Origin of the sequence: Stutzerimonas stutzeri, from assembly GCF_024448895.1 — a bacterium.
In the GTDB taxonomy this organism is placed as follows: Bacteria; Pseudomonadota; Gammaproteobacteria; order Pseudomonadales; family Pseudomonadaceae; genus Stutzerimonas; species Stutzerimonas stutzeri_Q.
The window spans coordinates 100,549-115,895 of sequence record NZ_JAMOIC010000002.1; the positions used below are offsets into that span (position 1 = coordinate 100,549).

Here is a 15,347-nt window from a genome sequence, read left to right on the forward strand (position 1 = left end):
GGGCATTTTGCGCCTGCAAAAGCGTATTTGTCTGCCCTGAAGGCATCGTTTCGGGCGGCCTTGAAGCATTCAAAAACATGCGGCGTTGAACGCCCCGGTGCCGGCATCCGTCTCACGTTGACGACTCAGGGTCGCCGATGCGGCTCGATAGCCACACGAGGTGCTTCGATGAAATTGCAGAACAAGGTCGCGCTGGTCACAGGCAGCTCCCAGGGCATTGGCCGCGGCATCGCCGTGCGCCTGGCGCGGGAGGGTGCTGACCTGATCATCAACGGGCGAAGCGAGGATGACGGAGCGCGTGAAACCTTGGAACAGGTTCGTGCGCTCGGACGCAAAGCCTTCTTTGTCGCCGCCGATGTAGGCGATCCCGCCAATTGCTACCGGCTGATCGAGCAGGCCATCGAGCAGATGGGGCGGCTGGACATCCTGGTGAATAACGCTGGGGTTCAGAAACATGCAGCCTTTCTGGATGCCAGCGAGGCGGACTACAACCAGGTGCTGAACGTCAATCTGCGCGGACCGTTCTTCCTGTCCCAGGCGTTTGCGCGGCACCTGCGTGACAGCGGACGCGGCGGGCGGATCATCAACAACAGCTCGGTGCATGAGGAGCTGCCGTTCCCCAATTTCAGTGCTTACTGCGCCAGCAAGGGCGGGCTGAAAATGCTCACCCGAAACATGGCAATCGAGCTGGCGCCGCTGGGGATCACGGTCAACAACGTGGCCCCGGGCGCGATCGAGACGCCAATCAATCAGGCGCTGATGAATCAGCCGGAGAAATTAGAAGGCCTGCTGGAGAACATCCCGGCCAAGCGCCTCGGCCAGCCCCATGACGTGGCCGGCGCAGTTGCCTTCCTTGCCTCGGACGATGCTGACTATGTCACCGGTACTACACTGGTGATCGATGGCGGCCTGCTATGGAACTACAGCGAGCAATGACTGATACCGACTTGAGCCCCTTCGACTACGACACTCATGCGGTATCGGCCGCTGACACGCTGAGCCCGGCCGACCGTTACCAGGAACTCTTCGTTGCCGTTCAGACGCAGCGCGTCTTTCCAGACAGCAAGACCTTCGTCGACTGCGCCCCGCGTCAGCATCCGGAGCGAATTCTCGACGCCTATCGGGCTGAGTGCGGCGAGCCCGGGTTCGACCTCAAGGCGTTCGTGATGACGCACTTCGAACCCTACGAAAAGAGGCAGACCGAGTTCGTCGCCAATCCGAACGACTCGCTGGCCGAGCACATCGATCGACTCTGGCCGGTGCTGACGCGCCATCCCAGACAGCACCCCGAGTACTCGTCGCTGCTGCCGCTGCCCCACGATTACGTGGTACCGGGCGGGCGTTTCTCCGAGCTGTACTACTGGGATTCCTACTTCACCATGCTCGGCCTGGATGAAAGTGGGCACTGCGAACTGCTGAAGGCAATGGCGGACAATTTCGCCTATCTAATCGACACCTATGGTCATGTGCCCAATGGCAATCGCTCCTACTACCTGAGCCGCTCGCAGCCGCCGGTTTTCGCGCTGATGACCGACCTGTTCGAGGAATCCGGTGTTCACCCCGCCAGCGATTACCTGCCGCAGCTGCGCAAGGAGCACGCCTTCTGGAATGACGGTGCCGATCAGCTGCGCCCCGGTGAAACGCACCGACGCTGCGTCTGCCTGGCCGACGGCAGCGTGCTCAACCGGTACTGGGACGAGCGCGATACGCCGCGCGAGGAGTCCTACCTCGAAGATATCGAAACCGCGCGCTCCTCGAGTCGGCCGGCCCATGAGGTCTACCGCGACCTGCGCGCTGGAGCCGAATCCGGCTGGGACTTCAGCTCACGATGGCTGGGCGATCCGCAGCGGCTTTCAAGCATTCGAACCACGCAGATCATTCCGGTGGACCTGAACAGCTTTCTCTACAAGCTCGAACGCCAGATCGCGCGTCTCAGCGAGGCCAAGGGCCGCCACGGTTGCGCCGCGGAGTTTCGCCAGCGGGCGGAAGCGAGGCTGGCGGCCATCGATCGATACCTGTGGAGCGAGCAGAGGGGCGCGTACTTCGACTACGACTGGTGCCTCGGGCAGCGGCGAGACAACCTAACTGCCGCGACCTTGACGCCGCTGTTCGTCGAGCTCGCCAGCACGGAGCAGGCGGGGAAGGTGGCTGATGTGGTGAGTAAGCGTCTGCTGGCGCCTGGCGGGCTAGCGACCACCGAGGTCAGCGGCAGCGGTGAGCAATGGGACCGCCCCAACGGCTGGGCGCCCCTGCAGTGGATGGGCATTCGCGGGCTGCAGCATTACGGCCACGATGCGCTGGCACTGCAGATCGAGGAACGCTGGCTAAGCATCGTTTCGCACCTGTTCGAGCGCGAGAGCAAGCTGGTGGAGAAATACGTGCTCAGGCCGTGCACCGAACATGCAAGCGGAGGCGAGTACCCGCTTCAAGACGGCTTCGGCTGGACCAATGGCGTGACCCGCAAACTGATGCAGCAGGACCCAACGCACGAAGCTCACCGCTGCCGGGCTGGCAATTGCCGGGTGGATTGAGCGGCACTGAAGAAAGCTTGCTCGCGATCAGGTGGTAGCTCGGATTCTAGGCGGCGTTGAAGTACGGATCGCCAGCAAGCTGGCTCCTACGGAGCGGCGAGATGAGCGCTGGAGCGGCGAGGTGAGAGCAGAGGTCAGCAATCAGACGTCGCGCTTTTCGTAGGAGCGAGCTTGCTGGCGATCGCCTTTGACTCACTACCCAGCACGCCCCTTCCTCGAAGTGCCGATCCACAAGCCTCGCGAAGCGGCGAATGAGCGCGCTTATCTCGACGATATCTACGGACGTCGGTACGGGCTGGCTAATGCGCCGTTGAGGTCCAGCGTGCCTTTCTCCACAAACCGTTGAGTGCCGAACAGGCCGCCCGCGAGTTTGCCGCGCAGTACGTAGGGCACCTCTTCCATGCCGATGTGTTCGGCCAGGCCCAGCGCCTGCCGTGCGGCGGATAAGGCCGAAATGGTCACCGGTATGCTGAGCACGGTTTCGCCAAATCGAGGCACGCTGCCAAGCGCATCGCTGACGCCGCTGGCCAGGCGTCGGCCGTTGATTTCCAGGTCCAGCGCCACGCCGTTGTAGTCCAGCGCCATGTCATTGGGGTTCTGGATCCGCAGCTTGACCGCCATGCGCAACTCCAGTCCTTCGCCGGGCAGCGGCTGAATGCCGGCGACCTGCACGTTGAGCGGGTCGCGCTTGGAGAAAGCGGCGCAGGCCGCGAGTGTCAGCGTCAACAGAACGACCGACAGCAGGCGAACAACGGGTACGGCTGAGCGCAGGGGCATAAAGGGTCTCTATTCGGATTTCTTGGTGAGGTTGCCCAGGCCCTGGAGCAACTCCATGGGCAGTGGGAAAACGATGGTCGAATTCTTGTCACCAGCGATGTTGCTCAAGGTCTGCATGTAGCGCAGCTGCATCGCTCCTTGCTGACGCCCTAGCATTTCGGCGGCCTGCATCAGTTTCTCAGACGCCTGCAATTCGCCCTCAGCATGAATGACCTTGGCCCGGCGCTCGCGTTCCGCCTCGGCCTGGCGAGCGATGGCGCGAATCATCGACTCATCCAGATCCACATGCTTGATCTCGACATTGGCGACCTTGATGCCCCAGGCATCGGTCTGTGCGTCGAGCACCTGCTGGATGTCATTGTTGAGCTGCTCGCGCTCGGCCAGCATGTCGTCCAGATCATGCTTGCCGAGGACCGCGCGCAAGGTGGTCTGGGCCAGCTGACTGGTGGCCGAATGGTAGTCCTCGACCTGGATGATGGCCTTCTCGGCGTCCAGCACGCGGTAATAGACGACCGCGTTCACCTTGACCGAAACGTTGTCGCGCGAGATGACGTCCTGGGTCGGAACGTCCAGCACCAGAGTGCGCAGGTCCACCTTCACCATCTGCTGGATGCCGGGGATGACCAGAATCAGCCCAGGGCCCTTAACCTTCCAGAAGCGTCCCAGCTGGAACACCACGCCGCGCTCGTATTCGCGCAGGATGCGGAACGTCGATGCAAGCAGCGCGATCACCAGTATCGCTACCGCGATAAAGCTCATTTCCAAACCCATGGTTCACCTCTTTTCGATTGGCGGCACGTCGGCCGCGGTGACATCCAGTTGTAATCCGCGCCTGGCCACGACGCGTACCTGTTGGCCCGGCAGCAGGGGTGCCGGGCTATGGACCTGCCAGTGTTCGCCTTGCAGCTGCACCCAGCCGTTGCTTGGATCGCCCGCATCGACGCCGGTGATCGGAGTCAGTGCACCGATCAGCTCGCTGTCGCCGCTGACCAGAGGGCGGCGCCGCGCTTTCAGTGCCATCCGTACGATCACCACGAGTACCAAGGCGCTCACGACCGCAAGGGTGGCGATAAGCGATAACGGAATACCGAAGCCGGGAACCTCGGTGTCGACCAGGATGACCGCGCCGGTGACAAAGGCTGCAACGCCGCCCAGGCCCAGCACCCCGAAACTCGGCACGAAGGCTTCGGCAATCATGAACGCCAGCCCCAGCAGGATCAGCGCGACACCGGCGTAATTCACCGGCAGCATCTGCAGCGAAAACATCGCCAGCAACAGGCAGATCCCGCCAATCACACCGCCGCCACCAGTGCCCGGAGTGGAAAATTCGAATATCAACCCGTAGATGCCGATCATCATCAGGATCAGCGCCACGCTGGGGTTGGTGACCACCGCCAGAAAACGCACCCGCCAGTCTGGATCATGCCGCACGACCGTGACGCCGGCTGTTTGCAGCGTGCGCGCCCCCGTGTTGGTCTCGACGATCTTGCCGTCCAGTTGAACGAGCAGGTCGTCGAGATCGCTGGCGAGGTAGTCGATCACATCCTGGGCGAGCGCTTCGCGGGCGGACAGGCTGACGGCTTCACGTACCGCGCGTTCGGCCCAATCGGCATTGCGTTCGCGCAGTTGCGCCAGCCCGCGGATGTAGGCCGCCGCGTCATTCATCTGCTTGCGACCCATGGCGTCGCCGTTCGAGCCGTCATCCTTTTCCGCGTCAGGCGAAGGCGCGGAGGGGCTACCCGTTCCGCCGAGCTGTACCGGGGTGGCTGCGCCAAGATTGGTGCCGGGCGTCATGGCGGCGATGTGGCTGGCGTAGAGCATGTAAGTCCCCGCGCTGGCTGCGCGCGAGCCGCTGGGGGTGACATAGGTGGCAACCGGCACCGGGCTGGCGAGGATTTCCTTGATGATGTCGCGCATCGAGGTGTCGAGCCCGCCCGGGGTATCGAGCTCCAGCACCAGCAGCTGGGCCTCGCTTTCTTGCGCCTGCTGGATGCCGCGAATGACGTAATCCGCACTGGCCGGGCCGATGATCCCGTCAACACGTAACACCGCCACCGAACCGGCGGCATGGGTAGCGCTGGCAACAGTCAGCAGCAACATCCAGAGCCAGGCGAATCGGAAAGCCGGGTGAAGGCGCATCGGGTTAGACCTCCAGTGCTGGCGATACATCGGTTATTGATGGCAGGTCCTTTTGAGGATAGCCCACTCCGGCGAACGTCCTTCCTACCGTGCAGGTGGCTCAGGTCATCAGGAAGGATGCCGTCACCTGAACTCTGCTGCGCTCCCGGGCCTCACAGATCATAGGGGCCTGATGTGACCGATCGCGGCGCGTCTCCCGCATCAACAAAAGTAGGCATGAGATCGGCAAGCAGGGCCTGGCGACAGGTTTGCGAGCACACGAACGGTATCAGCTCCAGAGGAGGTTCCATGCGCATTCACCATCTCAACTGTGGCTGTATGTGTCCGATTGGCGGAAAGTTGTTTGATGGTTTCAGCAGCGGGCTTACCGCCAGTCTGGTGTGTCATTGTCTGTTGATCGAGACCACGTCGCATGGCCTGGTGCTGGTCGATACCGGCTTTGGCAGCTGCGATGTGCTGGAGCCGCGCAAGCGTCTCAGCGGTTTCTTCATAGCTTTTAACAACATCAAGTTCGAGCGCCAGCTGACCGCCCTGGAGCAGGTCCGTCAGCTCGGTTTCAGCCCAGAGGACGTGCAGCACATCGTGCTGACGCATCTGGATTTCGACCATGCCGACGGGCTGGAGGACTTCCCCAGCGCGCAGGTGCATGTGTTGCAGCGCGAGATGGATGCGGCGCGCGCGACCCAGAGTTTTCTCGGTCATCGGCGTTATCGCCATCAGCAATGGGACGAGGTGCGTAATTGGCAGTTCTATGAGCCGGGCGGTGACACCTGGTTCGGTTTCCAGGCAGTGCGGGATCTGCGCGGCTTGCCGCCCGAGATCCTGCTCATCCCGCTGACCGGCCACACCCACGGCCATGCCGGTGTTGCGGTACAGACCGGCGATGGCTGGCTGCTGCATGCCGGTGATGCCTACTTCTATCGTGACGAGGTGGGTCAGACCGAGCGGCACTGCACGCCGGGCCTGCGGTTCTATCAGCGAATGATGGAAGTGGATCGGACGGCACGGCTGGCCAATCAGCACCGGCTCTGGACGCTCTCGCTGGAACACAAGAACGAGGTGGCCTTGTTCTGCAGCCACGATGCCAAGGAGCTGGAGCGCATGCAGGCGAGGCCGCACTGATGGCGCGCCAAGAGGATGACCGTGTCGGCGCCACAGTGCGCGTCCTGATGGGATATGTGCGCTGGATCGGCCTACTGGCCTGCTCGTTGGCCGCGCTCGGTTACGCGGCGATCGGCAACTACAACATGACCGGATTAATGGTCGCGTTGGCGGTGCTCTCATGGATCAACATCCGTCGCAAACGCGACAAGCCCCAGCCACGTGAGCGCTCCTGAGACCATTGAATGCGCAGGTTTCGGTCTTCGACTATCCGCCTATGGCAAGGCAGCCGATTGGCTGCGACAGTTGGCCCGCCAGGCGAGTCGTTTGGTGATGCTGGTCGCTCACGAGGCCGCTGGCATCGACGCATCAGCGACCCCATCCACGGTGAGCCGCGTCATCTCTCCTCCCGTACCCCTCTGGGTGCCCTAGGCGACTCAAACGGTCGCTTCCGGATTTTCACAGTCACTGCCTGATTGATGGTGATTGCCCTGGCATCAGCGTTATAGCGATGCCGATAGCAGCACGAGCCGGTGGTTTGGCACAGATAAATGAACCCCTATCCGGCAACCCGGTCGATTCAGGGTAAGGCTGCACGGCCAAATTTGACCAAGGGGAACCACAATGGACCTGATCCGCATCATCATCGCGATTCTGCTACCGCCACTCGGCGTTTTTCTACAAGTCGGCCTGGGTGGCGCCTTCTGGCTGAACATTTTGCTGACATTGCTGGGCTACATCCCCGGCATCATTCATGCGGTATGGATCATCGCTCGCCGCTGATCGACATCTATGCATCCAAAGCCCGGCCGCTCGGCCGGGCTTTTTTGTGCTTGCAAGCGAGGCGGTGTAAAGTCCCCGGTCTACTGCGTGCCTGGCGGCATCTCACGCGAATCACCTAGAACTTGACGGGATCAGAGCGCGCGCTTCGACGCGATGCAACTGCCCGCGCGGCCGTGGGTCTCTGTCTTGGCACAGAGCCTGGGAAGGAACCAGATGGGCGACTCTTTCATCGATCAAACTCAATTCAAGCGCATCCTCAACCGTAACGTGGCGGTGCCGCTCGGCTTCGGTTTTCTCAGTGCGTTCTTTTTCAGCGCCATCGTCTATTTTCTGCTCAACGTCGGTCATTGGGTCGAGCGCTCCGTGGTCGGGGTTGCCCACGCGCACGATATGCTGAAAGTGATGGGCGACATGGAAGCCTCCATGCGCGGCTATCTCATCGCAGGAGAAGATGTATTCCTGGAGCCCTATCGAAACGAACTACCCGTGTTCGACGGCCAAATGAGCAAGCTGAAAGAGTACGCGGAAGATGATCCGGTACAGCTGAATCGTATTGAGCGAGTCGGCCGGCTACATGAGCAGTGGGTCGGCTTTGCCGAAGAAGCGATTACCCGTCGCGCTGCCGAAGAATCCATCGTTGACTACGTCCGCAGCAAGCAAGGCTTGCAGATAAAGGAGGAGCAGCGCCGCCTGCTGAACGATTTCATCGCTCACGAGCGCCAGATTCGAGCCGAACGCACCGACACGTCGGAGATGATCACAACCGTGCTGATTGGCAGTTTTCTGCTGTTCAGCCTGATATTCAGCGGTTTGTTGGTCTATTTTGGCCGGCGCGATCTGTTCACCTTGGCGGAGAGCTACGCCGATTCGCTCGATCGGCAGCAGGCGCATGCAGCTGCGCTGGAGAAGCAGGCCTGGTACCGAAGTGGTCAGACCCAACTCAGTGAATCGATCATAGGCGAGCAGACGCTGCCGACCCTTGGTCAGAACGTGCTGACCTTTCTGTCGCGCTACATCGATGTGTCCGTAGGCGCGCTATACGTCACTCAGGACAGCAAGTTGCGGCGTGTCGCCGAGTTCGGGTGGGACAAGGACCGGTTGAACAGTGACCGCACCCTGGAAATCGGCGAGGGCCTGGTAGGCCAGGCCGCATTGGAGCGCCGCGTGATGCGGCTGGACAACCTGCCTCAGGGGTATCTGAAAGTCAGCTCAGCGCTGGGCAGCGCGGACGCGACATCTGTGCTGATCTTCCCCATAGAAGACAGCGGAATGCTCAACGCTGTGCTGGAAGTGGCCTTCCTGCGGCCGTTGCGTGACGAGGACAGCGAGCTGCTCAGCCGCGTGCGGGAGAACATCGGTTCGGCGATCGAGGCGGCCCGCTACCGCCAGCGGCTGCAACGCATGCTCGCCGAAACCCAGCAGCTCAACGAAGAACTGCAGGTGCAACAGGAAGAGCTTCGCGCCGCCAACGAAGAACTGGAAGAGCAATCCAGCGCCCTGCGTGAATCCCAGGCGCACATGGAAGAACAGCAGGCCGAGCTGGAGCAGACCAACGAGCAGCTTGCGGAACACACCCAGGAACTGGCGCGTCAGCGCGACGCGATGGACCTGAAGAACAATCGCCTGCACGAGGTGCAGCTGATGCTCGAAGAGCGCGCCGATGAGCTCCAGCGAGCCAGCCGTTACAAATCCGAATTCCTCGCCAACATGTCCCATGAGCTGCGCACGCCGCTGAACAGCTCGCTGATTCTCGCCAAACTGCTGGCCGACAACCCGGACGGTAATCTGCATGATGATCAGGTTCAGTTCGCGCGCTCGATCTATTCGGCAGGCAACGACCTGCTGAATCTGATCAACGACATCCTGGATATCTCCAAGGTCGAGGCGGGCAAGCTCGACGTGCGTCCAGAATTGCTGATTCTGACGCGCATGGTCGACGGTCTGAAAAGCCTGTTCCTCGCCCAGGCGCTGGAGAAAACGCTGCAGTTCAACGTGGAACTGGATGAAGGCCTGCCGTCGAGCCTCTACACCGATCGCCAGCGGCTGGAGCAAATCCTCAAGAACCTGCTGTCGAATGCCTTCAAGTTCACCGAGAAAGGCTCGGTAGAGCTGCGTGTGACGCGCCGCGAGGGGGAGCAGATCGCGTTTGCCGTTCGTGACTCGGGCATCGGTATTCCCGCTGATCAGCACGACGTAATTTTCGAAGCGTTCCGCCAGGCCGACGGCACCACCAATCGGCGTTACGGCGGCACTGGTCTGGGCCTGTCGATCTCCCGAGAGCTGGCGCAGTTGCTGGGCGGCACCATCGAGGTCAGCAGCGAGCCGGGCGCCGGCAGCGTGTTTACCCTGGTCGTTCCGGAAAACTACAGCGAGCCACTGGTAGCCGAGTCGGAAACCGTCGCTCCGGCCCCGATCCAGCCGCTGGTGACGGCCATTGCGGCTGCCGAGCCGGTCGTCACTCAGCGCATCGAGCCTGCGCGCGAATATGCGCTGCCCACGGTGAGCGATGATCGAGGTGGCTTCCCCTTCAGTGAACGTTCGGTGCTGGTGATTGAAGACGAGCCGCAGTTCGCCGGCATCCTTCGCGACCTGGCGCACGAACTAAAGTACAGCTGTCTGATCGCACACAACGCCGATCACGGCTTCGATACGGCCGTGCAATACCGCCCTGACGCGATCCTGTTGGACATGCGCCTGCCCGACCATTCCGGGCTAACGGTGCTCGAGCGGCTCAAGGAAAACCCCATCACCCGGCATATCCCGGTGCACATCGTCTCCGTCGAGGATCGCAAGGAAGCCGCGCTGCAGATGGGCGCCATCGGCTACGCGACCAAGCCGACTACCCGTGAGGATCTCAAGGAAGTCTTCAGCCGTCTCGAAGCCAAGCTGGCGCAGAAGGTCAAACGCATCCTGCTGGTTGAGGACGATGCCCGTCAGCGTGAAAGCGTGTCTCGGCTGATCGAGGACGTGGACGTCGAGATCACCGCTGTAGAGTTCGGCGAACAGGCGCTGGAGCTGCTGCGTTCCACCGTTTTCGATTGCATGATCATCGACCTCAAGCTGCCGGACATGGACGGCCACCAGCTACTCGAGCGCATGGCGCGTGAGGACATCTGCTCGTTCCCGCCAGTGATCGTTTACACCGGGCGTAACCTGACCCGAGATGAAGAGGCGGCGCTGATGAAGTATTCGCGCTCGATCATCATCAAGGGCGCCCGATCGCCGGAGCGGCTGCTTGATGAGGTCACGCTGTTCCTGCACAAGGTCGAATCGGACATGCCGCCGGAGCGCCAGAAGATGCTCAAAAGCGTGCGCAGCCGTGAAAAGGCCTTCGAAGGCCGCAAGATACTGGTGGTCGACGATGACGTGCGCAACGTCTTCGCGCTGACCAGCGCGCTGGAACAGAAGGGCGCGCTGATCGAAATCGCCCGCAACGGCCATGAAGCCATCGCCCAGTTGCAGAACGTCAGCGATATCGATCTGGTCCTGATGGACATCATGATGCCGGAGATGGACGGCTTCACCGCCATGCAGGAGATCCGCAAAGACCCGCGCTTCGCCAAGTTGCCGATCATCGCGGTCACTGCCAAGGCCATGAAGGATGATCAGGATCGCTGCCTGCGGTCCGGCGCCAACGATTACCTGGCCAAGCCCATCGATCTGGATCGCCTGTTCTCGCTGATTCGTGTCTGGCTACCGAAGGTGGAGCTGCTCTGACATGCCGGACCGCAACCAGGCCATCGAACTGAAGCTGCTGATCGAAGCGATCTACCTGCGCTACAGCTACGACTTCCGGGACTACTCCAGCGCCTCGCTCAAGCGCCGTGTGCTGCTGGCGCTCAAGCAGATGCAGTGCGAGAACATCTCGGAGCTGCAGCGCAAGATTCTCTACGATTCGAAAGCGTTCATGGACCTGCTGCAGTTCCTCACTATTCCGGTGAGCGAGATGTTTCGCGACCCGAGCTATTACCTGACGCTGCGTGAACAGGTGGTGCCAGTGCTGCGCACTTATCCGTCGCTGAAGATCTGGATTGCCGGTTGCAGCACGGGCGAGGAGGTTTACTCCATGGCCATTCTGCTCAAGGAAGAGGAGCTGCTGGATCGCACGATCCTCTACGCTACGGACATCAACCCGCGCTCGCTGGAACAGGCCCGCCAGGGCATTTTCAAGATCGACAACATGCGGCAGTACACCGACAACTATCAGCGCGCCGGTGGCAAGCGCAGCCTGAGCGATTACTATACGGCGGCCTATGACTCCGCAATCATGGATAAGTCATTGAAAGAGAAGGTGACTTTTGCCGATCACAGCCTGGCGACCGACAGCGTCTTCGCCGAGACCCAGCTGGTTTCCTGCCGCAACGTGCTGATCTATTTCAACAAGCCGTTGCAGGATCGTGCCTTCGGCCTGTTTCACGAATCGCTCTGTCACCGCGGCTTTCTCGGCTTAGGCAGCAAGGAAACCGTCGAGTTTTCCGGCTATGCCGAGCGTTTCGAGGCGTTCAACAAGCAGGAGCGGGTGTTCCGCAAGCTATGACCAGCCCGGTCCCCGATGTTTTTGCCAAGCTGGCTGACCGACCCCTGGACGCGGTGGTGATCGGTGCGTCGGCCGGTGGACTTGCCGCGCTCAGCGCCTTGGTGACCGGCCTGCCGAGCAGCTACCGGCTGCCACTGTTGATGGTCCAGCACGTGCCACCCAAAGGGCCTACACAGTTGGTGGAGATTTTCCGGCGCAAAACCGACCTCAAGGTGACAGAGGCGGGTGATAAAGAACCGGTACGTCCCGGAACCCTGTATTTTGCGTCTCCGGGTTATCACCTGCTGGTCGAGAGTGATTTGAGCCTGTCGCTGAGTCAGGACGATGCGATGCATTTTTCCCGCCCATCGATCGACGTGCTTTTCGAGTCGGCCGCCGATGCGTGGGGAGAGCGGGTCGTCGGCATCTTGCTGACGGGCGCCAACGAAGACGGCGCAGCTGGCCTCGATGCGATCAGGCTGGCCGGCGGTTTGACGGTTGTTCAGGATCCCGGCGAAGCCGAGGTCGCTACCATGCCACTTGCAGCACTCCAGCGCTTCGCGCCGGATTTCATTTTGCCCTTGCGCGATATCCATCGACTGTTGCGTGCACTGGAGTGACCGATGACCGACCAAACGGATGAAGCGAACCTGCTGATCGTCGATGATCTGCCAGAGAATCTGCTGGCACTGGACGCGCTGCTCAAGGCGCCGGGGATCCGCGTGCATCAGGCCGAGTCGGCTGAGCAGGCGCTCGAGCTGCTGCTGCGGCACGAGTTCGCCTTGGCAATTCTCGATGTGCAGATGCCCGGTATGGACGGCTTTCAACTGGCCGAGCTGATGCGCAGCACCGAGCGCACCAAGCAGATCCCCATCGTTTTCGTCAGCGCTGCCGGCCGTGAACTCAACTACGCGTTCAAGGGTTACGAAACCGGCGCCGTGGACTTCATGCATAAACCGCTGGACATCCATGCGGTGCGCAGCAAGGTCAGCGTTTTCGTCGACCTGTATCGCAACCGCAAGCGGATGGCGCGCCAGCTCGAAGAACTCGAGCGCAGCCGCCGTGAGCAGGAGGTTCTTCTCGACGAATTGCGCAGCACCAAGGCCGAACTGGAAGACGCAGTGCGCACGCGTGACGACTTCATGTCCATCGTCTCTCACGAACTGAAGACCCCGCTCAATACCCTCATTCTTGAAGTGCAGCTGCGTAAATTGCAGCTTGGGCGTAACAACCTCGCCGCTTTCAGCGAAGACAAGCTGCGCCATATGGTCGACAAGGACGAGCGTCAGGTGCAGAGCCTGATCCGCCTGATCGACGACATGCTGGACGTGTCACGGATTCGCACCGGGAAGCTGTCGATCCGTCCTTCGCAGGTCGATATCGGCAAGCTTGTCGCCAGCATGGTCGAAAACTTTGCCCCGCAAATGGAAGCCAGCGGATGCTCATTGCTGTTCCAGCGTCCCGATCCTCTCGTCGGCGTATGGGACGAATTTCGCATCGAGCAGGTTGTGGCGAATCTGCTGACCAACGCCATGCGCTATGGCGCCGGCAATCCGGTGCAGGTCTGTGTTTCTCGCCAGGGCGAGTCGGCCTGCGTGGAGGTACGCGACCAGGGCATCGGAATTAGCCCAAAGAGCCTGGAGCGTATTTTCTGTCAGTTCGAGCGTGCCGAAGGCAGCGAAAGCAGCGCGGGGCTTGGCCTCGGCCTGTTCATCGCCGAGCAGATCGTCAAAGCCCACAAGGGCCGTATCCAGGTGGAGAGCGAAGAGGGCAAGGGCGCACTGTTCCGTGTGCTGCTGCCGTTGAACGCCGGGGCCTGAGACGGCCCCGCCGTTCTATCTCCAGGCCAGGATCGGCCAGCCTCTGACCTCTGCCTGCTCGCGCAGGAGCGGGTCAGGGTTCACCACATGCGCATGCGCCACTTGCTCAAGCAAGGGTAGGTCGTTTATCGAGTCGGAATAGAAGTGCGCGCCGTCCAGCGATTCGCCTTCAGCCTCTGCCCACTCCTGTAGCCGCGTCACCTTGCCTTCGCGATAGCTGAGTACTCCCTGCGTCTTGCCGCTGTAGAACCCGTGCTGCTCTTCCAGCCGGATCGCCAGTACATCCTCGATGCCAAGCCGTGCGGAGACTGCCTTGACCAGAAATTCGGCCGACGCCGAAATGATGAGCACGCGGTCGCCGGCTTTGCGATGTTCGGCGACGTGGCGCATGGCATCGCTGTAGATCAGTGGTTCGATCACGTCCTCGACGAAGGGCTCGACCACATGCTCGACCTCGTCGGCGGTGCGGCCCACCAGCGGGGCCAGGCTGAAGGTCATGTAGTCCTCCATCGCCAGCCGGCCGAAGGCGTACTCGGCCATGAGTTCGGCGTCCTTACGCAGGAAGGACTCGCCGTCTACCCAGCCGATCTTGGCCATCTCCTGCGCCCAAAGGCTGGCGCAGTCGCCGTCGATCAGGGTTTCATCCAGGTCAAATATTGCCAATGCCATCAAGCCACCTCGTGAATTGCCGAAGCGTCGATGGTAAGGCTTACCTGCCGGCCGTGGGGATAGAGATCGGCCGCGGAGCGATTGAGTACATCGACCAGCAGTTCGACTTCACGTGCTTCGACGCGATAGCGGATCACATTGCCAAGTAGACTGTGGCTCTTGATCACGGCGGTGATTCCGGCGTTTTCTTTTGCTGCATTGGTCAGCGCAATGGCTTCGGGCCGGATCGCGACCTGCCCATTGATCGGGCGTTGCAGCAGGCGGGTGGCGACGTCGGCGGCGAGCAGGTTGTAGTTGCCGATGAAGCCTGCAGCGAAGGCGTCCACCGGCGCGGTGTACAGGGTTTCGGCGTCCGCGCTCTGGATGATCCGGCCGGCATTCATCAGCAGGATGCGGTCGGAAAGCGTCAGCGCTTCCTCCTGATCGTGGGTAACGAAGATGGTGGTCAAGCCCAGCTCTTGCTGGATCGCGCGAATCTGTTCGCGCAGGTGCTTGCGGATACGCGCATCCAGCGCCGACAGCGGTTCGTCGAGCAATAGCAGGCGAGGGCGTGTGACCAGCGAGCGCGCCAGGGCCACCCGCTGGCATTGCCCGCCGGACAGCTGGCTCGGGTAGCGCTTGGCGAAGTCGCTTAACTCGACCATCGCCAGCACCTCGCTTACGCGGCGGGTGCTTTCGTCTCGCGCGACTTTCTGCATGCGCAGGCCAAAGGCAACGTTCTGTTCCACGGTCATGTTGGGGAACAGCGCATAGCTCTGGAAGACCATGCCGATGCGGCGCTTCTGCGGGGACAGCGGCACCAGGTCCTCGCCGTCGAGCAGAATCTGGCCGCCATCCACCTCGGTCAGCCCGGCGATGCAGCGCAGCAGGGTCGACTTGCCGCAGCCGGACGGGCCCAGCAGGGTGATCAGTTCACCCTTGCCGATTTCGCAATCGATATCGCTGAAGACCTGGGTATCGCCAAAGGCCTTGTGCAGGTTGCGGATGGAAAGATAGCTCATGAGGCCGTCC

Annotated in this window: 14 protein-coding genes; 9 read left to right on the top strand and 5 right to left on the bottom strand. The window is 61.4% G+C overall.

Features of this window, described 5'->3' with window-relative positions:
* The first annotated feature begins 168 nt into the window (after positions 1-168).
* Both NA619_RS02760 and treF read left to right on the top strand, forming a co-directional pair.
* Positions 169-936, top strand: a complete 768-nt coding sequence (locus NA619_RS02760) for an SDR family oxidoreductase (RefSeq protein ID WP_255959704.1) — start codon at positions 169-171, stop codon at positions 934-936.
* Positions 933-2,531, top strand: a complete 1,599-nt coding sequence (treF, locus tag NA619_RS02765; RefSeq protein ID WP_255959706.1) for an alpha,alpha-trehalase TreF — start codon at positions 933-935, stop codon at positions 2,529-2,531. The genes NA619_RS02760 and treF overlap by 4 nt, the downstream gene beginning before the upstream one ends.
* A gap of 276 nt (positions 2,532-2,807) precedes the next feature.
* Here the strand turns inward: treF and NA619_RS02770 are convergent, their stop codons facing one another.
* The 3 genes from NA619_RS02770 to NA619_RS02780 are packed head-to-tail and all read right to left on the bottom strand — an operon-like array spanning position 2,808 to position 5,447.
* Positions 2,808-3,308 (bottom strand): LEA type 2 family protein, encoded by a 501-nt coding sequence (locus NA619_RS02770; RefSeq protein WP_255959708.1) that lies wholly within the window; start codon positions 3,306-3,308, stop codon positions 2,808-2,810.
* A gap of 9 nt (positions 3,309-3,317) precedes the next feature.
* Complete coding sequence (locus tag NA619_RS02775) at positions 3,318-4,079, bottom strand: slipin family protein (protein ID WP_272891611.1); 762 nt, start codon at positions 4,077-4,079, stop codon at positions 3,318-3,320.
* Positions 4,080-4,082: 3 nt separating this feature from the next.
* Positions 4,083-5,447, bottom strand: a complete 1,365-nt coding sequence (locus NA619_RS02780; protein ID WP_255959710.1) for an NfeD family protein — start codon at positions 5,445-5,447, stop codon at positions 4,083-4,085.
* A gap of 288 nt (positions 5,448-5,735) precedes the next feature.
* Between NA619_RS02780 and NA619_RS02785 the strand changes: the two genes are divergently transcribed.
* The 7 genes from NA619_RS02785 (at position 5,736) to NA619_RS02815 (ending at position 13,667) form a co-directional block, all read left to right on the top strand.
* On the top strand, positions 5,736-6,569 hold the full coding sequence (locus tag NA619_RS02785; protein WP_255959712.1) for an MBL fold metallo-hydrolase: 834 nt from the start codon (positions 5,736-5,738) through the stop codon (positions 6,567-6,569).
* Positions 6,569-6,784, top strand: coding sequence for a hypothetical protein (locus NA619_RS02790; protein ID WP_255959714.1), 216 nt, complete (start codon positions 6,569-6,571; stop codon positions 6,782-6,784). Before NA619_RS02785 ends, NA619_RS02790 begins: the two co-directional genes overlap by 1 nt.
* A gap of 388 nt (positions 6,785-7,172) precedes the next feature.
* Complete coding sequence (locus tag NA619_RS02795) at positions 7,173-7,331, top strand: YqaE/Pmp3 family membrane protein (RefSeq protein ID WP_045423855.1); 159 nt, start codon at positions 7,173-7,175, stop codon at positions 7,329-7,331.
* Between the two features lie 213 nt (positions 7,332-7,544).
* A complete protein-coding gene (locus tag NA619_RS02800) occupies positions 7,545-11,048 on the top strand; it encodes a response regulator (protein ID WP_255959717.1) in 3,504 nt (1,167 codons plus the stop codon).
* A 1-nt stretch (position 11,049) separates the two neighbouring features.
* The gene (locus tag NA619_RS02805) at positions 11,050-11,868 is read left to right on the top strand and encodes a CheR family methyltransferase (protein ID WP_255959719.1); all 819 of its coding nucleotides are present in this window, start codon (positions 11,050-11,052) and stop codon (positions 11,866-11,868) included.
* Positions 11,865-12,467 (top strand): chemotaxis protein CheB, encoded by a 603-nt coding sequence (locus NA619_RS02810; protein WP_255959722.1) that lies wholly within the window; start codon positions 11,865-11,867, stop codon positions 12,465-12,467. Before NA619_RS02805 ends, NA619_RS02810 begins: the two co-directional genes overlap by 4 nt.
* Positions 12,468-12,470: 3 nt before the next feature.
* Positions 12,471-13,667, top strand: coding sequence for a hybrid sensor histidine kinase/response regulator (locus NA619_RS02815; RefSeq protein WP_255959724.1), 1,197 nt, complete (start codon positions 12,471-12,473; stop codon positions 13,665-13,667).
* Between the two features lie 15 nt (positions 13,668-13,682).
* Here the strand turns inward: NA619_RS02815 and NA619_RS02820 are convergent, their stop codons facing one another.
* A complete protein-coding gene (locus tag NA619_RS02820; protein ID WP_255959725.1) occupies positions 13,683-14,336 on the bottom strand; it encodes an HAD family hydrolase in 654 nt (217 codons plus the stop codon).
* Positions 14,336-15,337 carry an ABC transporter ATP-binding protein gene (locus NA619_RS02825; RefSeq protein WP_255959727.1) on the bottom strand — a complete coding sequence of 334 codons (1,002 nt, stop codon included), beginning with the start codon at positions 15,335-15,337 and terminating at the stop codon, positions 14,336-14,338. The genes NA619_RS02820 and NA619_RS02825 overlap by 1 nt, the downstream gene beginning before the upstream one ends.
* Positions 15,338-15,347: the final 10 nt, after the last annotated feature.